Annotated in this window: 23 protein-coding genes; 8 read left to right on the top strand and 15 right to left on the bottom strand. The window is 56.6% G+C overall.

Translation table 11 applies throughout. The annotated features are described in order from the left end of the window. Nucleotides 1–6 precede the first annotated feature (6 nt). A complete protein-coding gene (locus tag WG622_RS00290) occupies nt 7–1,323 on the bottom strand; it encodes a nucleotide sugar dehydrogenase (RefSeq protein ID WP_339401755.1) in 1,317 nt (438 codons plus the stop codon). A 429-nt stretch (nt 1,324–1,752) separates the two neighbouring features. Continuing rightward, nucleotides 1,753–2,619, bottom strand: a complete 867-nt coding sequence (locus tag WG622_RS00285) for a ribokinase (protein ID WP_339401754.1) — start codon at nt 2,617–2,619, stop codon at nt 1,753–1,755. 170 nt (nt 2,620–2,789) lie between these two features. On the opposite strand from WG622_RS00285, the gene nrtS reads away from it, so the two are divergent. Further along, nucleotides 2,790–3,038 carry a nitrate/nitrite transporter NrtS gene (gene nrtS / locus WG622_RS00280; protein WP_339401753.1) on the top strand — a complete coding sequence of 83 codons (249 nt, stop codon included), beginning with the start codon at nt 2,790–2,792 and terminating at the stop codon, nt 3,036–3,038. A gap of 72 nt (nt 3,039–3,110) precedes the next feature. Next, nucleotides 3,111–4,745, top strand: a complete 1,635-nt coding sequence (locus WG622_RS00275) for a sulfatase-like hydrolase/transferase (protein ID WP_339401752.1) — start codon at nt 3,111–3,113, stop codon at nt 4,743–4,745. Here WG622_RS00275 and cueR read toward each other — a convergent pair. From cueR to WG622_RS00250, 5 genes are all read right to left on the bottom strand, one after another. After that, nucleotides 4,742–5,128 (bottom strand): Cu(I)-responsive transcriptional regulator, encoded by a 387-nt coding sequence (cueR, locus tag WG622_RS00270; protein ID WP_209355922.1) that lies wholly within the window; start codon nt 5,126–5,128, stop codon nt 4,742–4,744. The two genes, WG622_RS00275 and cueR, sit on opposite strands and share 4 nt — an antisense overlap. Next, complete coding sequence (locus tag WG622_RS00265; protein ID WP_339401751.1) at nt 5,125–7,386, bottom strand: heavy metal translocating P-type ATPase; 2,262 nt, start codon at nt 7,384–7,386, stop codon at nt 5,125–5,127. Before WG622_RS00265 ends, cueR begins: the two co-directional genes overlap by 4 nt. 66 nt (nt 7,387–7,452) lie before the next feature. After that, nucleotides 7,453–8,301, bottom strand: coding sequence for a 3-methyl-2-oxobutanoate hydroxymethyltransferase (locus tag WG622_RS00260; RefSeq protein ID WP_339401750.1), 849 nt, complete (start codon nt 8,299–8,301; stop codon nt 7,453–7,455). A 6-nt stretch (nt 8,302–8,307) separates the two neighbouring features. After that, complete coding sequence (locus WG622_RS00255) at nt 8,308–9,294, bottom strand: sterol desaturase family protein (RefSeq protein ID WP_339401749.1); 987 nt, start codon at nt 9,292–9,294, stop codon at nt 8,308–8,310. Between the two features lie 24 nt (nt 9,295–9,318). Further along, nucleotides 9,319–10,074 carry a class II aldolase and adducin N-terminal domain-containing protein gene (locus WG622_RS00250; protein ID WP_339401748.1) on the bottom strand — a complete coding sequence of 252 codons (756 nt, stop codon included), beginning with the start codon at nt 10,072–10,074 and terminating at the stop codon, nt 9,319–9,321. Nucleotides 10,075–10,183: 109 nt separating this feature from the next. On the opposite strand from WG622_RS00250, the gene WG622_RS00245 reads away from it, so the two are divergent. Next, on the top strand, nt 10,184–11,074 hold the full coding sequence (locus tag WG622_RS00245; RefSeq protein ID WP_339401747.1) for a LysR family transcriptional regulator: 891 nt from the start codon (nt 10,184–10,186) through the stop codon (nt 11,072–11,074). Here WG622_RS00245 and WG622_RS00240 read toward each other — a convergent pair. The 7 genes from WG622_RS00240 to WG622_RS00210 form a co-directional block, all read right to left on the bottom strand. Then, entirely contained in the window at nt 11,071–12,117 is a 1,047-nt protein-coding gene (locus WG622_RS00240) for a Hint domain-containing protein (RefSeq protein ID WP_339401746.1), read from the bottom strand. The two genes, WG622_RS00245 and WG622_RS00240, sit on opposite strands and share 4 nt — an antisense overlap. A 106-nt stretch (nt 12,118–12,223) precedes the next feature. Continuing rightward, nucleotides 12,224–13,051 carry a pyrroline-5-carboxylate reductase gene (gene proC, locus WG622_RS00235; protein WP_339401745.1) on the bottom strand — a complete coding sequence of 276 codons (828 nt, stop codon included), beginning with the start codon at nt 13,049–13,051 and terminating at the stop codon, nt 12,224–12,226. Then, on the bottom strand, nt 13,048–14,001 hold the full coding sequence (locus WG622_RS00230; RefSeq protein ID WP_339401744.1) for an aminotransferase class IV: 954 nt from the start codon (nt 13,999–14,001) through the stop codon (nt 13,048–13,050). The genes proC and WG622_RS00230 overlap by 4 nt, the downstream gene beginning before the upstream one ends. A 5-nt stretch (nt 14,002–14,006) precedes the next feature. Continuing rightward, nucleotides 14,007–14,750: an amino acid ABC transporter ATP-binding protein gene (locus WG622_RS00225; RefSeq protein WP_339401743.1), complete on the bottom strand. Its 744-nt coding sequence runs from the start codon at nt 14,748–14,750 to the stop codon at nt 14,007–14,009. 12 nt (nt 14,751–14,762) lie between these two features. After that, a complete protein-coding gene (locus WG622_RS00220; RefSeq protein WP_339401742.1) occupies nt 14,763–15,833 on the bottom strand; it encodes an amino acid ABC transporter permease in 1,071 nt (356 codons plus the stop codon). Nucleotides 15,834–15,837: 4 nt separating this feature from the next. Further along, entirely contained in the window at nt 15,838–17,007 is a 1,170-nt protein-coding gene (locus WG622_RS00215) for an amino acid ABC transporter permease (protein WP_339401741.1), read from the bottom strand. Between the two features lie 87 nt (nt 17,008–17,094). Then, entirely contained in the window at nt 17,095–18,111 is a 1,017-nt protein-coding gene (locus WG622_RS00210; protein WP_209355911.1) for a transporter substrate-binding domain-containing protein, read from the bottom strand. Nucleotides 18,112–18,295: 184 nt separating this feature from the next. Between WG622_RS00210 and WG622_RS00205 the strand changes: the two genes are divergently transcribed. Then, entirely contained in the window at nt 18,296–19,030 is a 735-nt protein-coding gene (locus WG622_RS00205; RefSeq protein ID WP_339401740.1) for a GntR family transcriptional regulator, read from the top strand. Between the two features lie 6 nt (nt 19,031–19,036). On the opposite strand, the gene WG622_RS00200 is transcribed toward WG622_RS00205, so the two are convergent. Further along, nucleotides 19,037–19,621 (bottom strand): TetR/AcrR family transcriptional regulator, encoded by a 585-nt coding sequence (locus WG622_RS00200; protein WP_339401739.1) that lies wholly within the window; start codon nt 19,619–19,621, stop codon nt 19,037–19,039. 199 nt (nt 19,622–19,820) lie between these two features. Between WG622_RS00200 and WG622_RS00195 the strand changes: the two genes are divergently transcribed. From WG622_RS00195 to WG622_RS00180, 4 genes are all read left to right on the top strand, one after another. After that, nucleotides 19,821–20,717, top strand: a complete 897-nt coding sequence (locus tag WG622_RS00195) for an alpha/beta hydrolase family protein (protein WP_339401738.1) — start codon at nt 19,821–19,823, stop codon at nt 20,715–20,717. 69 nt (nt 20,718–20,786) lie between these two features. Then, nucleotides 20,787–21,842: an alpha/beta hydrolase gene (locus WG622_RS00190; protein ID WP_339401737.1), complete on the top strand. Its 1,056-nt coding sequence runs from the start codon at nt 20,787–20,789 to the stop codon at nt 21,840–21,842. A 30-nt stretch (nt 21,843–21,872) separates the two neighbouring features. Then, nucleotides 21,873–22,748, top strand: coding sequence for an alpha/beta hydrolase (locus WG622_RS00185; RefSeq protein ID WP_339401736.1), 876 nt, complete (start codon nt 21,873–21,875; stop codon nt 22,746–22,748). Beyond that, entirely contained in the window at nt 22,749–23,234 is a 486-nt protein-coding gene (locus WG622_RS00180) for an SRPBCC family protein (protein ID WP_339401735.1), read from the top strand. The last annotated feature ends 6 nt before the right edge of the window (nt 23,235–23,240 follow it).

The following is a 23,240-nucleotide window of genomic DNA, read 5'->3' as shown; positions in this document are numbered from 1 at the left end:
CAAGACTTACCAGCAGATGCCTTCATAGGTGCCCGTGCTGACCATATCGCGCCGCAAGCGCGTCAGATCGATCGTGGGCTTGGTCACCGAGGCTGCACCCAGAATTTCAACAGTTTCCGCATAGAAATTGCCGATCACAAGCGCATCTGTCGCCGCGACCAGCGCGGGCAGCTCTTGCACTAGCATCTGCTTCAGATAGGGCAGCTTGCTGTTGCGAAACGGATCGCCATCCTGTTGCGCCGCCAATTGCGCCACATAGGGATCAAAAACCGAGACAGTGATACCCTGCATCACCAGCCGCGCGGCCAGTTCCACCAGAGGGCTCTCGCGCAGATCATCGGTGCCGGGCTTAAAGGAAATGCCGACAAAACCGACGTGGCGCGCGCCAGAGTCTCGCACCATACGTTCCGCCCGCGCCACCTGCGCGTCATTGGCATCCAGAACCGCGCTCAAAAGCGGGGTCGGCGTTTGTGTGCGATCCGCGAGATGTTTCAACGCGCGGATATCCTTGGGCAGGCAAGAGCCTCCGAAAGCAAAGCCCGGACGCAGAAATTTCGGCGACATCGAGACTTTGTGGTCGGCGCACAGCACATCCATCACTTCTTGCCCGTCAAGGCCGCAAGCCTTTGAAATATTGCCGATTTCATTGGCAAATGTGACTTTGGTCGCACGCCAGCTGTTAGAGGTATACTTCACCATCTCGGCGGTGCGCAATCCGACCTCATGCAGGCAGCAGTCCTGTGTCGCGTTCACCATATGCAGGAAATTCCGCGTCGCCTCATCCAGCGCGCCAAAGACCACGAGGCCCGCGTCGTCGTAATCGTCAATCGCGCTGCCTTCGCGCAGGAACTCGGGGTAATAGCCAAAGCCAAAGCCCCGTCCGGCGGTCTTGCCCGAATGACGCTCGATCAGAGGAATGCAGATGTCCTCAGACGTGCCGGGCAAGACGGTGGAGCGCAGAATCACGGAATGCAGCGTCTCTTTCTCGCGCATTTCCTGGCCGATCTGGCGACTTACCTCTTTGATATAGGTCAGATCCAAAGCACCGCTCGGGTCACTGGGCGTGCCCACGCAGACCAGGCTGACGTCGGTTTGATCAATGGCAAAGCTCGCGTCGCTGGTGGCAAAGAGCCGGTCATTGTCAATGCCCTTGGCGATCAGAGCGCCAAGACCTTCCTCCACAATCGGAGATTGTCCGCGGTTGATCAGATCGACCTTGTCTTCATCGACATCGACCGCGATGACCTTATGTCCATCACGCGCCAAACAGGCTGCTGCAACTGCGCCAACATACCCAATTCCAAATACACTAATTCGAGCCATTTTTAGAGAAATCCTCGTGAGGCGATTAACCAGATTTGAGGAAAGCGTGGCGCTGGCACGGCGCGCCGATAAGTCGGGAAAAAACGGGACCTTGTAGGGGTTTTGCCTACAAGCTGTCAGCAAATGTGGCTAGCAGGCACAGCGGACAGGCGAAAATTCGACTTAAATATTTGTTTTTATTTAATTTAACTTATTCACAGTGCATTAATATCTATGACCGATATTTGACGAGCCCCGCAGATCGAGTCAGAGTTTTTTTCGCCTTGTGTTACAATACTGGAAACAGTGGCAGAAGGCTCTGAGCCTGTACCCAAAATCCGCAACAGTTAACCACTTGGGCAGGTCAATTGGGCGCAGATACCCCAAGACAGAGACTCACCTATCTGTGGATAAACCCGCCCGCATTTTGAACGGGCGGCAGCCGCGAATTTAACCTTTCAAGAAGGCCAAAACATCATCGCGCGCCGGAATGGCCACCGCCGCGCCCAGCGCTTGGACTTGTAAGGCCGCCATCGCCGAGGCGAACTCCAGAGCCTCAGGGACACTCGCACCAGCCGCATAATGCGCCATGAAACCGCCAAAGAAGGTATCACCCGCTCCGGTTGTATCAGCGACCTGAACCTTATGGGCGTCCACTCGGTAGGTTTCATCACCAGAGACGAATTCAGCGCCCTCAGCCCCATAGGTCACAAGGAAAGACATGTCGCGGTGATCGCGGAAGGAGCCGCCCATGGCGGCCTCAAAATCGCGCAGTTCCTCTTCGTTGACCGACACCAAATCCACCCGCCGCATCAGATCGGGCATGCTGTCGTCAAAGGGCGCGGCCACAAGCGCGACCTTCATGCCCTTGGCGCGTGCGACCGAAAGGCCGATCTCATTGGCGTTGGTTTCATTTTGCAGAACCAGCCAGTCACCCGGGCCTGCATCCGCCAAAGAGGCTTCAACATGCGCCTGCGTGATTGCCCCATTGGCGCCTGGAAAGATTACGATCTGATTTTCGCGGGTCTTGTCCAGATAGATAATGGCATGGCCCGTGGGGGCCTCAAGCAAGGCGACACTGTCCAGATTCAGATCAAACGGCGCGAGCAGCGTCTGCACCAGTGCATCCCCTGCCCCAACAGCCCCGATATGGCGCACATCTGCACCCGCCCGGCTAAGCGCAACTGAAATGTTCAAACCCTTGCCACCGAGGTTCGTGACCATGCTCTCCGCGCTGAGGGTTTGGCCTGGGCGCGGGAAGTCCTCCATCGTATAGACGTGGTCGATATTGATAGATCCCAGATTATAGACGGTCATCCTGCGCTCCTTAGGGTGGGCCGAATATGTTGCATGCCATGAAGCACGCTGCCTGACAATTGCGCTTTGGGCGAAGCAGTCTTTGTAAATTCCGCGAGGTTCACCGGAAAGTGGCTGGTGCCACGGCGCGCGGCTTGCCATAGATTGGCAATAGACCAGGGGACAGAGTTATGACCACCGAGCAAGAGCCAAGCCTGATCGCCCTTTGCACGCGGCGTGCCGTCATGCGCCGCGCTGCGATAATTGCTTTGGTGGTCGGCACGATCTTGGCGATTATCAACCATGGGGACAGGTTGATTTCTGGTGATATCTCTTCAGAGGTCGTGATCAAAATCCTGATGACCTATTTGGTGCCCTATTGCGTCTCGACCTATTCCGCGGTCCTGACGATCCGCGAGCGCATGCGCGAGGCGCAGTAGCCTCGGGCAGGCTCAAATGTTAGGACTGGGCCCAAGGCGGTTAAAGCCGCGCGGATAAAAGGTCCTCAGAGCATGAACATCCTTTACATCATGTATGATCAGCTACGGTTTGATTACCTAAGCTGTGCGGGCCATCCGCATCTGCATACGCCGAATTTCGACCGCGTGGCGGCGATGGGCGTGCGGTTCTCCAACGCTTATATTCAGTCCCCCATCTGCGGCTCTTCGCGCATGAGCAGCTATACGGGCCGCTATGTCTCGTCCCACGGAGCGGCGTGGAATGGCTATCCCCTGCGGGTCGGAGAGCTGACCATGGGCGATCATCTGCGCAAAGCAGGGATGGCGTGTTGGCTGATCGGCAAGACCCATATGAAGGCCGATGCCGAGGGTATGGCGCGGCTGGGCCTTGCGCCTGACTCTGTGATCGGCGCGCGGCAGGCGGAATGCGGGTTTGACGTCTGGATCAGAGACGATGGGCTATGGGGCTATGGGCCTGACGGGTTCTATGACGAGAAACGCAGCCCCTATAATGAATACCTGAAGGCGCAGGGCTATGAGGGCGAAAACCCCTGGGCCGACTTCGCCAATGCAGGGGTCACAGACGGGCAAATCGCCTCAGGCTGGATGTTTCAGAACGCCGACAAGCCTGCCAACATTCGCGAGGAACACAGCGAGACGCCCTGGCTGACCGACCGCACCATCGATTTCATCGAACAGGCCGAGGGGCCATGGTGCGCTCATGTCAGCTATATCAAACCCCATTGGCCGTTTATCGTGCCCGCACCCTATCACGATATGTATGGCGAAAATCACGTGCCAGCCCCGCTGCGCCACGATGTTGAACGCGAGGACGCCCATCCTGTCTTTGGGGCCTATATGCAGAACGCGATCTCAAGCGCGTTTCAGCGTGATGAGGTCCGCCAAAAGGTGATCCCTGCCTATATGGGGCTGATCAAGCAATGCGATGATCAGCTTGGACGTTTGCTGGACTATTTGGAACAAACCGATCGTATGAAAGAAACGATGATCGTGCTGACCTCGGATCATGGCGACTATCTTGGCGATCACTGGATGGGCGAGAAGGAACTGTTCCACGAGCAGTCTGTGAAGGTGCCTCTCATTGTCTATGACCCACGTCGACAGGCTGACGCCACGCGGGGTACGGTCTGTGACGCTTTGGTGGAATCCATCGACCTTGCCCCAACCTTTGTCGAAGCCGCTGGGGGCAAGGTGGCGGATCACATCCTAGAGGGACGCGCCTTAACCCCTTGGCTGCACGGGGAAACGCCTGATTGGCGCAGCTATGCGATCAGCGAATATGATTTTTCGGCGACCTCTGTCTGTGTAAAACTGGGGCTGGAGCCGCGGGATGCGCGGCTGTTCATGGTCTTTGACGGGCGGTTCAAACTGATCCACGCCGAGGGTGGCTTCCGCCCTATGCTGTTTGATCTGGAAACCGATCCCGAGGAATTCCATGACCTCGCCAAAACCGATGCGCATCAGGCTGAGATTGACCGGCTTTATGGCTATCTCGCACAATGGGGGCGGAGGTTGTCGCAGCGGGTGACAAAGTCTGAAGACGACATCAAAGCCATGCGCGGCAAAAGCGGACGGCGCGGGATTTTGCCGTTCCTCTATGATGGCTCTGAGGTGCCTGAAGAGTGGATCCAGAAATACGTGGGCCCCGCGCCAAAATGGCCTGATTAGCGCCCTGCAAGATCATTCAGGATCGGGCAATCGGGACGGTCATCACCCGCGCAAGAGGTCACAAGGTCAGACAGCGTGTCCCGCATGGATTTCAGCGCGGCGATCTTGGCGTCGATGTCCTTCAGGTGATCCATGGCAAGGCGTTTCACATCGGCACTGGCGCGGGATTGGTCCTCATAGAGCGCCAATAGCGCGCGGCATTCCTCGATGGTGAACCCCAAAGACCGCGCGCGACCGATAAAGGCCAGTTTATGCAGGTCTCTGTCGTCGAAATTCCGATAGCCATTGGCGTCGCGATCCGGGCGGATAAAGCCGATCTCTTCGTAGTAGCGAATGGTTTTCACCGGGATCCCCGAGGACTTCGCAACTTGTCCGATGTTCATGACAGGGTTCCTTTCGAGGGCAGCGCGGGGCGCAACAGGCGCAACCGCAGCGCATTGGTGACGACAAAGACGCTGGACAGTGCCATCGCGCCAGCCGCAAGCATGGGCGACAAGAGCGGCCCCCCGAAGGGCACAAGAACGCCTGCCGCCACCGGGATCAGCAAGACGTTATAGCCAAAGGCCCAGCCCAGGTTCTGGCGAATGTTGCGCATGGTGGCCTTGCTGACGTCCAGCGCATTGATCACACCGTTCAGATCCGGCGACATCGGAACCACGTCAGCGGTTTCAATCGCCACGTCGGTCCCTGTCCCAATCGCAATCCCTACGTCAGCTTGCGCCAAAGCGGGTGCGTCGTTGATACCGTCTCCGACGAAGGCCACAGAGCGTTGGCCTGATTGCAGCGCACGGATGGCCTCTGATTTGCCTTCGGGCAAAACGCCCGCAATGACGCGATCGATGCCGAGATCCCGCGCAATCGCCTGAGCCGTCGCCTCTGTGTCACCAGTGATCATGACCACCTCAAGGCCACGCGCCTTGAGGTTTCCAATCGCCGCGGGTGTGGTGTCTCGCAGTTGATCAGACACGAGAATGAGGGCGAGACAGCGCCCCGCCACCGCAAGAAAGATAGGAGTTTGCCCCGCAAGCGCCGCTGTTTGAGCCTGCTGCTCAAAGTCCTGCGTGCTGGCCCCGATGTCTGCCATGAAACGGCCTGATCCCAAGTGAATGTGATGCTCATCCGTGCGTGCTTCGATGCCGCGTCCTGTGTGGGCGGTCACAACGGTGGATTGACAGAGCGCAAGACCTCGCGCCTGCGCTGCATCGACAATGGCGCGGGCCAGAGGGTGTTCGGAATGTTGCTCGACAGAGGCCGCGACCTTCAGGACCTCGTCTTCCTCTAGACCTTCTGCAACGAAAATTCCCGACACTTCTGGACGCCCCATAGTAAGCGTCCCGGTTTTGTCCAAAGCCACAACATCCACGTTCTGCAAACGCTGCAGCGCATCTCCGCGCCGAAAAAGAACGTGCCACTGCGCGGCCCTCCCCGTTCCGACAACAATCGAGGTGGGCGTCGCTAACCCCATGGCGCAGGGGCAGGCAATAATCAGAACCGATACCGACGCCACAATCGCTGAGATGAGGGACGGAGACGGACCGAAGAGCAGCCAGATCCCAAACGTGACCACGGCCACTCCGATGATTGCGGGAACAAACCACAGCGTGATGCGATCCACCAAGGCCTGTATGGGCAGCTTCGCCCCCTGCGCCTCTTCGACCATCGCTACAATCCGCGCCAGAACTGTCTCTGCCCCGATCTTTTCGGCGCGATAGGTCAGAACGCCCTGACCGTTTATAGTGCCCGCGATCACATCATCGCCCGCGCCCTTGGCAGCGGGCACAGGCTCTCCGGTCAACATGGCCTCATCCACATAAGAGCTGCCCTTTGTCACCACGCCATCCACAGCGATCCGTTCACCGGGTCGGGCTTGCAGCAGGTCTCCGACTGCGATGTCTGAAATGGGAACATCCTTATGCCCACCCCCTCGCAAAACGCGCGCGGTTTTGGGGGCGAGGCCGACCAATTCGGCGATGGCATCTCCGGCGCGGCCCTTGGCGCGGGCCTCAAGATAACGTCCAAACAGGATCAAAACCACGATGACGGCGGCGGCCTCATAATACACATTGGCGCTTCCGGCAGGCAGAATTGACGGTGCGAAGGTGGCCACCACAGAAAACCCAAAGGCCGCCAAAGTGCCAAGCGCCACCAAAGCGTTCATGTCTGGCGCCCCCTTCAAGAGGGATGGGATGCCAAGCTGATAGAACTGACGCCCCGGCCCAATAAGGATGAGCGCGGTCAACAGAAACTGAAGAACGTGAGATGTCCCAAGCCCGATGTTAGCTGCGATCCAATGGTGCAACGGTGGATAAAGATGCCCGCCCATTTCGGCAAAGAACACCGGAGCGGCCAGAATTGCCGCCAGGATGACCGACCGCCTAAGGTTTTCAATTTCCTCGGATTTATCCCGTCTCGGCGCTTCTGCCTGACGGACGCTTCCGGGGTAGCCCGCCTCATTTAAAGCCGCGAGCACTCGATCCACATGCCCTTTGGAGGCAAGCGACACTAGTGCGCTTTCGCTCGCAAGGTTGACCGAGGCCTCAGCGACGTCTGGCACGTCGGTCAAAGCCCGCTCCACCCGGCCCACGCAAGAGCCGCAGTTCATACCGGTGATGTCAATTTGAACACGCGTTGCCTGTGCCATGGGATCCTCATTGAGTGACGTCCATGACTAAATAGGGCCTCCAGTTACTGGAAGGTCAAGGGGCCTTTATTGATGCGTGGGCGTCCATTTGTCCAAGGCTTCTAGGAATTTTTCTTTCTCGCCTGCATGCATGCCGATGTTGGTGCTGGCATAGGGGAATTTCTCGGCCACGACTTCGCGGTGGAATTCACCAAGGGCTGCGACACGTTCTTCGTGGATTTGCTTGTGCAAGCGCCCAACATTGCCAAAGGCATGGGCGTGTTTGGGCGGCGTGTCTTCTTCGCTGGCCTCACCGCAGACATCTGCCACAAAGGACATAATCACATCGCCCGCCATGCCCGATCCCAACGAAAAGGTCACGATCGAGGTCTTGTCGTTCACCGCCTCAAGAACTTCTTCGGCGATGCATTCGGCCTCGACCGCAAAGACACCCACGTCTTCCATACGTTTCAGCGTCTTATAGATCTCCATCGCCTCATCCGCCTTGCGACCAAACCCGCGCAGGCCACCGCAATAGTGGCTGAAGGTCGGGATCAGGCCGATGTGGCTTTGCACCGGAATGCCCTCTTTGGCGAGCATCTCCATCACATCAAAGGACCGGAGCGTATAATACATGTCCCCGCCTTTGCGCATCATATCAAAAGCATGGTCCATGATTTCCTGCGCCGAGCCGAACTGCGCCCAGGTCGAGCTGACGCCTGCGAAATGCGTGGGCGCGATCTGGCGGACTTCTTCGATCTGGCTCTCCCAGACAACCAAAAGGTCGATCCCCGCCTCGATACAGGCGCGCAGCTCGTCGGCATTGGCGGGATTGGACATCGAGAGCTTTTTGCCCGAGCCTTTCAAAGCCTGCAGATCGGCGATGGTGTAGTTCCGCTCGGCGGGGCTGCGGCTGAAATCATAGATCCGTTTCATGGGCACTCACTTGGTATACATCTGTTTCTTGAAGGCGCGCGTGCGCGTCGTCGCCTCGGCCGTGCCGTCGTGATAGGTGCCAAACCAGCGATCAAAAGGGATTTCCGAGGTGCCATAGTTGCACTCGAAATAGCGGTGATGCAGCTGATGGAAGAAATCCCCGGACCGCGCGGCCTCGCTTTCCTTTACGATCAGCTTTTCGAACCCTGAATGCGACAGGATCGGGCTAACCTGTTGGAACATATTGTGAAACAACAGATGCAGAGGGTGGCTGGGCACGATCAGATGGATGAAATAGGTCGTGAAGTAGAGGATGTTTTCGTACCAATGGTTCGAGATCCCCGACCATGGCCCCACGTTAACATTCCGGTGATGCACAGCATGGACGTATTTATAGAGCTTTGGGTGATGGGACAGCCGATGCACCCAGTAAAAGTGCAGGCCTGACCACATTGGGATAAAGGCCATCCAGACAAAACACCAGATTGGGTTTTCCGCAAAGGTCACCGTCGCCACAAAGCCATTCGCCATCGCCCACCAGATGATCCATTGATAGACGGTCGCCACGGTCATGGCGCTGCCAAGCGTCCAGAAGATGTTGTCATAGACCTGATTGTTGAAGGTAAAGACACCGTTGTTCCGCGTCAGATCTCGCCGGTCGAACTTGGTCTTCATGTCCTGACCTTTGCGGATGTAAAGCCACCAATGCAGGGTGCCCGCCACCAGGGTCTGAGCGACCATATTGATCAGCCAGATGCGAAACATCCAGCCAAAGGCGAAACTTTGCATGCTCTCAAGCGGCGGCAAAACCGCAAAGTATACCACCAGCGCCATGACCATACAGAGCGTCAATGACGTGATCTGCAACCACGCCCCGCGATACCAGTTCCACACGGCGCGGGGGCTGGGCGGCCAGCTGAACAGCGGATTTAGCGGCACCAGGTGGTCTGGCCGATAATGCCAGCGGTCGCTTTCTGGATCTGTTGCGGTCATGTCTCCTCCTCCATGGTCGCAGTGTTAATTGGCGTAGGTGCTGCCCTCTTCGTCCAAGATCGCCTTAAGCTCGGCTAGGTGACGCCCGCTTTGATCCGGATAGTCATCCAGTTCCTGCGCGGTTTTCTCAGCAATTTCGTCCGAAAGGACGCGCAAAGGCTGTCCGGTTTGCAGCGCGCGGATATAGGTCTCGGCGGCGCGTTCGAAATAATAAAGCCGGTTGAAGGCATCGGCGACGGTATCGCCAATGATCAGCACGCCATGGTTGCCCATGATCATGGTCTTGATCTTGGGATCGCTGAGCATGGCCGCGCAACGCGTGCCCTCTTCTTCAAAGGCTAGTCCCGCATATTGGTCATCCACCACATAACGGTTAAAGAACGCCGCACAGTTCTGGTCAATTGGCGGCAGGGTGCTGTCTGCCAGACAGGCCAGAACTGTGGCGTGGATGGAATGCACATGCATCACACAGCGCGCATGTGGGCAGGCGCGGTGGATCGAGCCATGCAGCCCCCAAGCGGTTGGATCGGGCGCATCGGGTTGATCCATGGTGGTTGGATCGTTGGCGTCCAAAAGCAGCATATCAGAAGCTTTGATCCGGCTGAAATGGCGCTGGTTCGGGTTCATCAGAAACTGGGTGCCGTCCTCATTCACCGCGAGGCTGAAATGGTTCGCCACGGCCTCATGCATGCCCAGTCGCGCGGTCCAGCGGAAGGCTGCGGCCATATCCACCCTTTCATCCCAATGAGTGAGGTTGGCTGAATGGTGTTCGTCGCGCATGGGAAAGTCCTTTGATCTTAGCTTGCCTCTACTCTGTTCAGGAAAGCCCCTGCTGACAAACGATGAATTTGCGGCTAATGCATTAAGAAAACTTATAGGTGCATCGCATATGGCCGACACGACGCAATCCCTGCCCCCTTTGACCTGGCTGCGTGCCTTTGAAGCAAGTGCGCGGCATCTGTCGTTTACACGCGCCGCGAGTGAGTTGAACTTGACCCAATCTGCGGTCAGCCAGCATGTGCGCAGCCTTGAGAGTTTCCTCAATCGCGCGCTCTTTGTGCGTAAAACGCGGGCGCTGGAACTGACCGAAGACGGCAGCAATTATCTGCCCGTGGTGCGCGAAGCCTTCGATTTGCTGGCAAGTGGTACGCAAGCCTTCATTGGAGGCGACCGAGGCCGCAGCATGGTCTTGCAATGCAATCTGGCGTTTTCGGTGTTCTGGTTGGCACCCCGTCTGGCGCGGCTTTATGCACAGCATCCTTGGCTTGTGCTGAACATCGTCACCCCCATCTGGGATCCAGATCGTCATGCGGCCGGTGCCACCATCGACATCCGCTTTGGCCGGTCCGAGGATATGTCGCGCGCGTCAATCCGGCTGACGCGCGAGCAATTCTTCCCGGTTTGTGCGCCGAGTTATCAAGACGGCGACATCGATCTTACGACAGCGACTCTTTTTGACTGTGCTGGCGTGACAGGGTCATGGGGCAAGTGGCTGAAATCAAAAAGCCCGCAATCCCTGCCCCCCCGCGCGGTGAATTTGACCTCGACGTTCAACATTTCCATGCAAGCGGCCATATATGGCGCGGGGATCACCATGTCGCATAACACGCTTGCGCGCGATATTCTGGCACGCGGCGACCTGTTAGAGCCCTTCGATCATCGTCCGGAACTCTCCGAGGGCTATTTCCTGCAACCTGCCCCAGAACACGGCAGCACCCCTGCGTCCCGCGCGTTTCAAGGGTGGATCGAAGAGGAAATGACGGCGTTTCAGGCGGGCTAGCCCTGTTTCAGAACACGCTGGTTGTTTTTGCCAAGCCGCCGCGCCAAAGCCCGCGCCTGCGCACCTTCAAGGATCGGGCGCACGGCGTTAGAGTTGATGCGGCGCGTCTCGGCCTGAGGGAAAAGCGACAGGAACTCTTGGCGCGCTTCGTCCGTCATGCCGGCCAATTCCTTGGCTCCGTTAAAGAAACTCTCGGACGGCGCGCCTTCGGCGAACACCAGTTGGTGACTGTCGAAGACCAGATGCACATAAGTGACGGATGTGCAGGATGTATCTTCGTAAACCCCTGGCAACGCGCACATTTTCCGCGCAGGGATCAGCACTGAGGCGCGACCAAACATGCGTTCACACAAAGGGCCGTCTACCAACATCCGATGCTGAGGCGAGACCCAGAGATCGCGTTTCGGCAGCCCCTGCCCCAAAGCCCCTGCGGTGATGCAGATCGGGCGTAGATTGGGACGCTTGGCAAGTTCCTCGGCCCCTACCTCGCGAGACAGCTTCATGCGCAAAACCTGCGCCGCGGCGTCTTGCGTTTCCACCATGTCACCGGCGTTCAGGTCGATGGCGCGGATGTCGCCCTTTATGGTTCTGATCAGCGTATCAGCAGCAAAACAGGCAACATAGTCCTCGTATTGGTTGTTCTTCCTGTGCGAGGTGCGTTCGACGTTGAATGTATAGGTTTGGCCGGGCTCAAACCGTACAGTCGAGACCATGCCGTGGATGGCACCCTGCTCATAGCCGTCTCCGCCGAAATGCAGGCTGGTGACTTTGTGGCCCGTGTCGGTGTTCAGAAGGTCATAGGCCGAATGGATCGTTGTGCCTTCGGCGTATTCTGTGCCGTCGATGTTCACGCCACTGTCGAGTGTTTGACTATAATCGACTTCGTCTAGCACGCCGTCGGCGTCGTTGACCTCGATCAGCGTGGGCGTCGCGCCGGGCGCAAGCTCGAGCGTGAACGTGCCAGACCCTGCGGCCATCGCGCCGGACTCTGCAGGTGGAGTCTCTACGAAATCGCTTGGGCTATAGACGTATAGAAAGGGCACACCAATTCTCCAGCATTGGCCCAAGTATGACCTGAAAACAAGTGAGGGTCGAGGCTTTTGGGGCTAAACAAAGGTTAAAGAAAAGGGCCCCGAAGGGCCCGTTTCGTCAACCTTTCGCCAGATCCTCGCTGCGATCAGACGCAGCCTTGAGCGTCGCGTCGATCAAGTCTTGCAGCCCTTCAGGCGTTTGTTGCAACACCTGAAGCCCGGCATACGTCGTGCCATTGGGTGAGGTCACCTGTTCGCGCAGGGTGGCAGGCTCTGTGCCGCTTTCCAGCATCAGCCGTCCTGCGCCGGCGATGGTGCCAAGCGCGAGCTTTTTCGCCATATCAGACGGCAAGCCAAGCTTTTCACCAGCAGAGGTCATCGCCTCTGCCATGGCAAAGACATAGGCCGGGCCAGAGCCCGAAAGGGCCGTAACCGCATGCATCTGGTCCTCGTTGTCCAAGAGGACTGTTTGACCCACAGCGGCCAAGAGTTCTTCGGCCAAAGCCATTTGGTCGCCAGACACAGAGTGATTGGACACCAACGCCGAGATCCCTGCCCCAATGGCCGCAGGTGTGTTTGGCATCACGCGGATGATCGGAGTTTTATCGCCAAGCATCTCTTCAAAGGTCGAGATCAGCGTACCTGCCGCCACAGAGATGAACATGGTCGGGCCATTGCCAAAGGCGGCAACGCCAGGAATAGCGTCGGCCATAATCTGCGGTTTGGTCGCGATCACAGCGATATCGGGCGCGGTCTCTGGCTGTTTGTTCAGACGCAGACCGTCTGCTTCAAGCGCCACCAACCAATCCGCTGGATAAGGATCGAGAACCGTGACCTGATCGGCCGCCAGACCCTGCGCAAGCCAACCGCGCAGCATCGCGCCGCCCATCTTGCCGCATCCCAGCAGCAAGAGGCCGCCATTCCCGATTTTCTCACCTATGCTCATGCACGCGCTGCCTTTTGTTTCGCCACATCCTGCGCGACGAGCTCTTTATACAGCGCGCGCAGTTTCAGGGTCATTGGTCCCGCGCCATCATGGGTTCCGATACGTTTGCCGTCAATCTCAGCAACCGGGGTTTGTGCCCCGAATGTGCCGGTCAGGAATGCCTCGTCCGCGCCGTAAGCCTCGTAAAGGGAATAGTTTTTCTCTTTCACAGGAATGTCGTTCGCGCGGCAGAGGTCGATGACCTTCTGACGGGTCACGCCGTTCATGCAGTAGTCACCAGTCGAGGTCCAAACCTCGCCACGACGCACGATGAAGAAGTTACACGCATTCGTGGTGTTCACAAAGCCATTGGGATCCAGCATCAGCGCCTCATCAGCGCCGGCCTGTTCTGCCTGAAGGCAGGCGATGATGCAGTTCAGCTTAGAGTGGCTGTTGTATTTTGCGTCCTGAGACATCGGCAAACCGCGCACCTGCGGCACAGTTGCTAGACGGATGCCCTGCCCCATCAGGCTTTCGGCCGGTTTGGAATGCTCGATGATCGCTACAACGGTTGGACCAAAACGGGACAGACCCGGGTGCTGGAACGGCTTTGCTTTGCGGCCCCGGGTGATCATCAAACGCACATGGGCGTTGTCAGTCATACCATTGGCGGCCGCGGTTTCGTTCAGCAGGTTGTGGATGTCCTGTGGGCCCATATCCAGATCAATAGAGACGGATTTCAGCGAGTTAAACAGGCGGTCCATATGTTCGTCAAAGAAGGCCCACTCACCGTCATAAAGACGCATGCCTTCCCACATGCCGTCGCCCAGCATGAAACCAGAGTCATAGACCGACACTTTGGCCTCATCCTTATGGACGAGCTCTCCGTTCACCCAGATCTTGATGTTCTCGTTGCGATCATCAGCTTGGGCGTCGTGGGTTGAGTGGCTGTGTACAGCTTCTGCGTTCATTGTTCTTAGTGTCCTAGAATTTGGCTCAGGAAGGTTTTTGTGCGCTCTTGCTTGGGCGCATCAAAGAAAGTTTGTGGGTCGGCCTCTTCAACGATTTCACCGTCGGCCATAAAGACCACACGATCTGCAACCTGACGGGCAAAGCCCATCTCATGGGTGACACAGATCATGGTCATACCCTCTTTGGCAAGCTCGACCATTGTGTCCAGCACCTCAGAGATCATCTCGGGGTCCAGAGCAGAGGTCGGCTCGTCAAAGAGCATGATCTCGGGCTTCATGCAAAGCGCGCGGGCAATGGCCACACGTTGCTGCTGACCGCCGGAAAGTTGGCCTGGGTATTTGTCGGCCTGCTCTGGGATCTTGACCTTGGTCAGATACTCCATCGCGATCTTTTCCGCCTCGGCCTGAGACTGCTTGCGCACGAGCATCGGCGCGAGGGTGCAGTTTTCCAGGATCGTCATATGCGGAAAGAGGTTAAAGTGCTGAAACACCATGCCCGTTTCGCGGCGAATCTCGTCGATATTGTCGAGGTTATCATCCAGTTCTGTGCCCAGAACATTGATCGAACCACCGTGGTAGTCTTCGAGCTTGTTCAGGCAACGGATCAGGGTGGATTTACCGGACCCAGATGGGCCGCAGACCACGATTTTCTCACCCTTTTTGATCTCGAGGTTGATGTTCTTCAGCGCGTGGAAGCTGCCGTAGTATTTGTCCATATCAGAGATTTGGACGGCGGTTTGAGTAGACATTAGGGTAACCTCCTAGCGTTCAGCCACGGCCAAGCGCCGCTCGAGATAAGCGCCATAGCGGGACAGCGCGAAAACAAAGACGAAATAGATCAGGGCGACGAAGCTATAGACTTCGACATGGGCGAAATTCCATTCTGCGTTGCCAAAGGCTGCATCGCCCGATTTGACCACTTCAAAGAAGCCGATGATCGCCACAAGGGATGTTTCCTTAAAGGTGATCACGAACTGGTTGATGGTTGGCGGCAGCGCGTTGCGGAAGGCCTGTGGCAGCACGATATAGCCGATGCGGTGCCAGTATCCCATGCCGAGCGCCTTGGCGGCCTCTTCCTGACCAGCCGGCAGCGCTTGCATGCCACCTCGGATGATCTCGGCCTGATAGCAGGCAAAGAAGAGCGCATAGCCAACGATGACGCGGTAGAGCTTGTCGCCAGTCAGCCAGTCGGGCAGCACGAAAGGCAAGACAATCGCAAAGGTGAACATGATCGACAACAATGGCAGCGAGCGGATGGTGTCGATGATGATGCCCATGGTTTTGGCGATCACCGGCAGTTCAGAGCGACGCAAGAGCGCGAAGATGATCGCCAGGGGCATGCCCAGCAAGGACGTTGCCGCAAAGATAAAGATCGTCAGCGACAGCCCGCCCCAGTTCTGTTCAAAGACAGGTGTCAGGCCGAAATAGCCGCCACGCATCAGAACATAGAAGGTTACGAAACCTGTCAGCCAAAGTGCGGTGATCCGTTTAGCGTTCCAGAAATACGGCACGCAGGACAGGCCGCCCACCAGAACAATCGCCAGACAGGCCAGTGCCGATCGCCATTGTTCCTCGTATGGGTAAAGGCCAAAGAGGATCAGACGCCAACGGCTGTCGATCACGCCCCAGCAGGCTCCGCCAGAGCCATGGGCACAGAGGTCACGGTTTTCCGCGGACCACACAGCGTTCACGATACCCCAGCTGACGAGGTTATAGATCACCCACAGAGCCAGCGCGCCAAAGACGGTGGTCATCGCCGTGTCCATGCGGGACGAGAAGTAATCGGCGCGAATGCGGTCGATCAGGGTTGGTTCTACATAAGTCTTTGCCATGATCTTAGGTCCGCAACTGATTGCCTTTGAGTTTGATCGCGTCGTTCACGCGGTTCAGAACCCAGGCCATGGAGTAGTTGATGATCAGGAAGCCCCCCATCAGGATCGCGATCAGTTCGAGTGTCTGACCGGATTGGTTGATCGAGGTAGAGATCACCATGAAGAAGTCAACGAAGCCAATCGCGATACCAATGGTGGTGGCTTTAAACAGCCAGACATATTGGTTGATCAGCGTCGGCATCACCGCCCGGATCGCCAGAGGCAGTTTGATCCGGCTGAAGTTCTGCCAGGGGCTCAGACCCAGCGCGTGACCGGCCTCGCCCTGCCCTTTAGAGACAGAATTGAAACCTGCGCGCACGATCTCACCGATATAGGCGGCACCGTATAGGGAGATTGCGATGATACAGGCCAGCAACTCGGGTGAGACACGGATGCCATCGCGGAAGTTCAGACCCTTGAGATACGGGATATTAAGAAGCGGCGTGTCAGGGATCCGGCCGAGCCAGAAGATCACAACAGTCAGCACCACAAAGCCCAGCCACAACATCCGTGTGATCATGGTCTTGCGAACCTCGGGTATGCGCTTGAAGCGTTTCGCCAGCCGAATCCAGAGTGCCAGGGAGATGGTCGCGACAAGGATCAGGAACACAACAAACACATACCCACCCGAGACGTTCAGCCCCGGAAGATAAAACCCACGGCCACTAATGAAGGCCACGTCAAAGATAGAAATGCCCTGCTTTGGTTTTGGCAGACTGGTCAGCAGCGAATACCAAAAGAACAGCTGCAGAAGCAGCGGCAGGTTGCGAAAAATCTCAACGAATGTCGTGCCGATCAGCTCGGCCATTTTATTGCCCGACACCCGCATGATGCCGACCAAAGTGCCAAGGAAAGTCGCAATGGTCAGCGCGATCGCCCCTAGGAACATAGAGTTCAGGATCCCGACCCAGATCACCTTGAAATAGGTGTCCGACGTGGTGAACTCGATCAGGGAAAAGTTAACGCCCCAGCCCGTGGCGCGATTGAGGAAGCCGAAGCCCGACGTCATGCCCTGTGCTTCAAGATTGGTGCGCGCGGTGATGATAAAGATCAAGATCAACAAGACCAGACCACCGACGAAGCCAATCTGCATGGCATTGTCACGGACAGTTTTATTTCTGAGAAGCGATAGCATCCGCATCTCCTAAAGCCAGAACGTTCATTTATTTGGAACTCAAAGGGGCTCCGGGGCCGATAGTCTGGCCCCAGAGCAGGGAGCAACTTAGTCCACAGTCAGCGGATAGAAAACACCGCCGTTTGTGTAGAGCTCGTTCATACCGCGTGGAAGCGCGTATGGTGTCGCGATGTTGCGCTCAAAGATTTCGCCATAGTTGCCGACTTCTTTGATGAGGTTGTAAGCCCAGTCATCAGACAGACCCAGACGCTCGCCATAGCCTGGAGTTACGCCCAGGAATTTGCCGATTTGCGCGGAACCAGGGTTTGCGCGGATCTCGTCAACGTTCGCTTGGGTGATGCCGTTGATTTCAGCAAACCACAGGGAGGAGAGCATCCAGTTCTGAACGTCGAGCCATTTTGGATCATTTTCAGGGACGATGATCGCTTCTGGCTCCAGACCCAGCACGTCAGGGAGGATAACGTGTGCTTCTGGGTTGTCAGAGGTTGCGCGGGTTGCGGCCAGTGGCGGAGCGAACAGGATCAGTCCGTCGCAACGCTGGTTGAAATAGGCGGTCTTAACTTCGTCGCCTTTTTCGAAAACAACGACTTCTGCGTCGATGTTGTTGTTTTCAAGGTAGGACGCCAGAACGCGCTCGGTGGAGGTACCTGCGGATACGCAGATGGAACCGCCGTCCAGATCTGCCACAGATTCTGCGCCCAGTTCAGCGTGCGCCATCACGTGGAATGCGCCAACGAAGTAAGGCAGAGAGTATGCGAGGTTCAGCTCGGTGTCGCGGGACTGGGTCCAGCCGGACAGTTTGATAACCACATCGATGTCGCCGGACTGCAGCGCAGGCCAACGTTGCGCCCAGGAAATAGGAACGATTTCCAGGTTGCCTTCGGACTTGCCGAACAGGGATGCGGCCAGACCTTTACACAGGTCGATGTCCATACCCTTCCAGTTGCCCTTGTCGTCGACTTCCGCGAAGCCAAGGAAAGAGCCGTTGTGGCCAGAGCAAAGCAGCTTGCCACGGTCCAGAGCCGCGTCCAGACGGCTATCAGCTGCAGCAGCGCCTGCAGCCAGAAGGCCAGCAGCGGCAAGGCCAAGCATTTTAAGTTTCATAGGTGTTCTCCTCTGTTGACCCGAATGTCGGGATCATTTGTCGACAAAGTGTCGACGTGAATGATGCTGGGAAAATAGTCGACAGTTCGTCGACTCGTCAATATATTTCAATTAGGCGCTCTGGATTGCAGGAAAATTCTGTAGATTCAGGATGCACATGTTCAAAAATTCATCAGAGGGCGTCATGGCAACTGACCTTGGGGCAACGAAAAATAGCAAATCCTCCCCTTCAACCAAGCCAGCGCGAGGTGGTGGCGGTCGTTTTGTCTATGAAACGCTGAAACGCGAGATCCTCGAACTGAAACTCGCCCCGGCACAGCCTTTGGACGAGGCTGCATTGGCCGAGCGATTCTCTATGTCACGCTCGCCAATTCGCGAGGCTCTGGTGCGTTTGTCGGCTGAAGGCATGGTCGAAATGCTGTCCAATCGCACCACTCTTGTTGCCCCTATCAACCTGATGGAGTTCCCGCGTTATGTCGAAGCGCTGGATCTGTTGCAGCGCATGACCACCCGCCTCGCGGCCCAGCATCGCACGGCGGACGACATCCTCGAGATGAAATCCCGCGCGGCCGCCTATGATGCGGCCTGCCTTGAAGAAGACCATCTGGCGATGTCCGCGACCAATAAGGATTTCCATATGGCCGTGGCGCGCGCGGGCAAGAACCCCTATTTCACCGCAGGCTACGGACGACTGTTGGATGAAGGGCGCAGAATCCTTCATATGCACTTTGAATTTACCCGCGACAGCGCAAAGGGGCGCAGTCTGGGCCCCGAGCATTTCACCATGATTGATGCAATAGAACGGCGCGATGTCGCAGATGCAGACCGGTTGGCGCATGAACACACCGCTCTGTTCCACGACCGCTTCTTTGAATTCCTGCGCGCGAAATATCAGGACGATTTTGAGTTAGAGCTTTAGACCGCCCTACCCTTTGAGCACGGAAAGCGTTCCGGTTTTCAACGTTGCCAAGAGACCATCCAGATCCGCCCGCGTCTGAGCGCTGTATTTCAGGTTCATGATCACAACGATCAGATAATGTGCTTGGGCCTCTGGCGACAAACCATGCGATTTCAGCGGTACCGCATAGGGTATCAAAAGCTCGGTCATCAGAGCCTCATGACGTTGATGCGACGCTTTAATTTCTTCTTTCCCAGCAGCGTTATGGCCAGCCATGAGGTCTTCCATGTCTGCTGCGGTTTGCAACAGCTCAAAGCTTTCGATCACGGTGTGTTGGAAATAGACATCCAGTTGATCCGCGAAATCACTTAGCCCTGCAACGCCCTCGCGCACTTTCTGCAAGTTCTGATCCGTCACAAAGCGGATCGCGGCGCGGATGAGCCCATCCTTGCCATCAAAGGAATCGTAAAGCGTCTGTCGTGACACGCCGGCGGCCGAGGCGATATCCGCCATGGACGTCTTGCGGGCACCGTAACGCACAAAGCATTGGATCGCAGCGGCGACGATCTTGGCTTCGGTCTCGGTCGGGGTATCTGGCTGTAAAACTGTCATGGGTCTAAAATAATTCACACTTTACCACTTGACAAGTGGGGTAATAGTGTAAAATACAATTGGACACGTTTACTCCAATTGTAAAGTTAACGATATGACCCAAACCCGGCGACACTTTCTTCAATCAAGCACCGCTGCAGTCGTAGCAGGTGTGTTGCCCTATCGCAGCCTGATGGCTGACACAGTGAAAGGACCTAAAATGGACACGGCACAAGAAGACGCAATGATCGACGCTATCGCCAAAGGCGTGAGCTATTCTTTCCGCACCCCAATTCTGCGCCGCCCGTCTGATTTCGGCATGGCATATGAGGATGTGTTCTTCCCGGCCATGGACGGCGTGATGCTGGACGGCTGGTATATTCCTGCCGGCAAAGGCGACAAGCTGATCATTGTGAACCATTTCATTGGTGCGAACCGCTATGGCTATCCCGGCCATCTGGAGCCATGGACCGGCCAAGGCGGTTTTGAAGTCAACTTTATCGAGGCCTATAAAGCTTTGCATGACGCAGGCTACAGCGTTCTGGCCTATGATTTGCGCGGCCACGGCCATTCCGCAGCTGGTGCCGACAACATCACCGGCGTTGGCGCAATTGAATGGCGCGACGTGATCGGCTCTGTGCGCTATGCAAAAGAGCGTTTCCCGAATGCCAAAGTCGCGCTGCACAGCCAGTGCATGGGCTGCAACTCCACCTTCATTGCGATGGAAAAACACCCAGAGGAATTCGAGCACATCTCTTGCATGATCGCGCTTCAGCCTTTGTCTGCCGCACCTTTCATCGAACGTGCGTTGTCTGATCAGGGTGTTGAGAACGCGGTTGAGCGGTTTAACGAGCGCTACAGCTATTACTGCAGCTTCCGTCACACAGATTCCAACGCGATTGCACGTGCGGACAAGGTGACAGTGCCGACTATGGTTGTTCAGGTCAAAGACGACATGACCACAAAACCATCTGACGCGCAGGGCATCCACGACTTGTTGCCAAACCCAGACAAGAAACTGCTTTGGATCGAAGGAACCCCTGTGCGCTACGAAGGCTATCGCTATTTCAGCAAGAACCCAGCTGAGATGGTCGCTTGGTACGACGCGCACCTTTAGGTTATACCTAGAAAATCGACTGATCCCAATGGGATCAGCTCCCATCGCATTCAGACAGAGAGATATCCCATGACCAAGACCACAACGCGCCGAGGCTTTTTGACCGCAACCAGTGGGCTTGCCGCTGGTGCAGCCTTTGGGTTTCCGCAGATCACCCTTGCAAGTTCGGCTCCGGCCGCTGCTGAAATCACAGCCTCTACACTGGATTTGGTAGATCCTCAGTACCGCGAATTCGCGCAGTCTATGGCGGGTTTTGTACCGGACTCTAACTCCCTTGCAGTTTTGCGCCAGGCGCTTGAGAATGGCCCAAGGCAAGGCACACAAAATCCAACGCTGGAACATTTTGAGATGCCTGGAAGCACGGCCAGCTTCAACCTGTTCCGCCCGGAAACGCCGCGCGCGACACCTGCGCCTGCGATTATCTACATCCATGGCGGCGGCTATGTCTTTGGCACAGCAGAGCAATATGATGGCTATTGCTATGATCTCGCGCAGACCTCAGGGGCTGTTGTTCTGAACGTGGAATATCGACTGGCGCCAGAAACCCCATTCCCTGGCCCGGTTGAGGATTGTTACGATGTGCTCACTTATGCCTATCAGAATGCTGCCAGCCTTGGCATCGACCCCACGCGGATCAGCATCATGGGGCATTCCGCCGGCGGAGGTCTCTGTGCGTCCCTGGCAATCCTGGCCCGCGACCGCGGTGAAGTACCGGTGAAAGCGCAATTCCCGATCTATCCAATGCTGGATTACCGCACAGCCACCACAGAGGCTCCCGTCAACAACCTGACGACGGGCGAATTCATCTGGGTCCGAGCGGCCAACCGTTTTGGCTGGGACAGTCTACGCGGGGACTACGCCATCGATGACAACCGGATCGGGCACTTCTCGCCAACACATGCGGTCTCGCACGAAGGCTTGCCGCCTTGTTTTATGGCCGTCGGCAACCTTGACCTCTTTCTTGAAGAAGACACAGCCTATGCGATGACGCTAACCCGTGCCCGCGTACCCTGTGAATTCCATATATATCCCGGTGCAGTCCACGCCTTTGACGGATTCCCGGGAACAAACCTAACCACCCAATTCGCGCGAGACTTGGCAGCCGCGTTTGACAGGCTGCTGTAGGCAGCGCTCCCCACAGAAAGGACACTCCCCATGTTCGGCAATATGATCTCAAATATGATGACCAAACCCTATCAGTCTCCGCTGTTTGACAGCCCAGAGGCATATGGTCTGGACTATGAAAACGTAGAATTCCCAGCGACAGACGGCACGATCCTGCGCGGCTGGTTGATCAAAGGCGGCACCGACAAGGTGATCGTCGAAAGCCACTTTGGTGTGCAATGCAACCGCGGCGGCTGGAGCCCCGAAGGCAAAGGCCCGATCAAGCCTTGGAAAGAAGACATCAAGTTCCTGCGTCAGGCGAAGCACTTCGTCGACAATGGCTATTCCTTCCTGATGTATGACCTGCGCGGTCACGGCGAAAGCGACCTTGGACCAAAACCATGGGTCAGCTGGGGCCCAGAAGAAGCCAAAGACGTTCTGGGCGCGGTCGACTATATTTCGGGCCGTCCGGAGTTTGCCAATGCCTCGATCGGCCTTTTGTCGATCTGCATGGGCTCGGGTGCGACCACCTATTCTTATGGTCTGGAAGACGGCATGCAGACGCGCAAGAACGTCAAGGCTTTGGTAGCGGTTCAGCCGCTGCTCTATAGCTGCTTTGTCGACGCGCTTGGTATGCCTGGTTTCTTGCAACGTGCAGGTGCCAAGGTGACCAAAGAACGTCTGGGTTTTGATCTGGCCGAGCCAAATTTTTTGGATCATGTGCCAAACATCAACATCCCAACGATGGTTGTGCAAAACCAGAATGACCCTTGGACTCAACTGGACATGGTGAACGACTATTACAATCGTCTGAACACCACCAAAGAGCTGAAGATGCTGGACATCGAGAAAAGCCGCTTTGCCGCCTATAACTGGGTTGGCACCAATGCGGCCGACGTTCAGGCTTGGTTTGACAAGCATCTGTAAATGCTGGCCAACATCCTAACCTATGGCGCAATCGCCGTCGCTTTGGCGGCGGCGGTTGGTGCTTTGACCACCAAGACGTTCCATGTGGAAACGGTGATCGCAGCCCCCGCCGAGCAGATCTGGGACGTTCTGACGGATACCGCGGCCTACCCTGACTGGAACCCGACTTTTGTTGAAGTTCAGGGCGCATATGCACAAGGCGGCAAGGTTCTAAACAAGGTTCAGGATCCTTCGGGCAGCGTGCTTGAGATGACCGCCACTGTGGCCACTTTAGTGCCCGCGCGCGAGCTGCGTCAAAAAGGGGGCGTGCCTTTGGTCATCACCTTTGACCATCGCTGGATTTTGGAACCCGTTGAAGGCGGCACAAAAGTCACCCAACACGAGGTCGACCGTGGGCTTTACCTCTGGTTCTGGAATTCCGACTGGATCGAGCCAGCCTATGCCAAAACCAGCGCAGCCTTAAAGGCGCGGGTTGAGGCACAATAACACACG

Origin of the sequence: Cognatishimia coralii (assembly GCF_037478305.1) — a bacterium.
In the GTDB taxonomy this organism is placed as follows: Bacteria; Pseudomonadota; Alphaproteobacteria; order Rhodobacterales; family Rhodobacteraceae; genus Cognatishimia; species Cognatishimia coralii.
The sequence above is the reverse complement of the archived record's forward strand: the minus strand, read 5'-3'. Positions and strand labels throughout refer to the sequence as shown.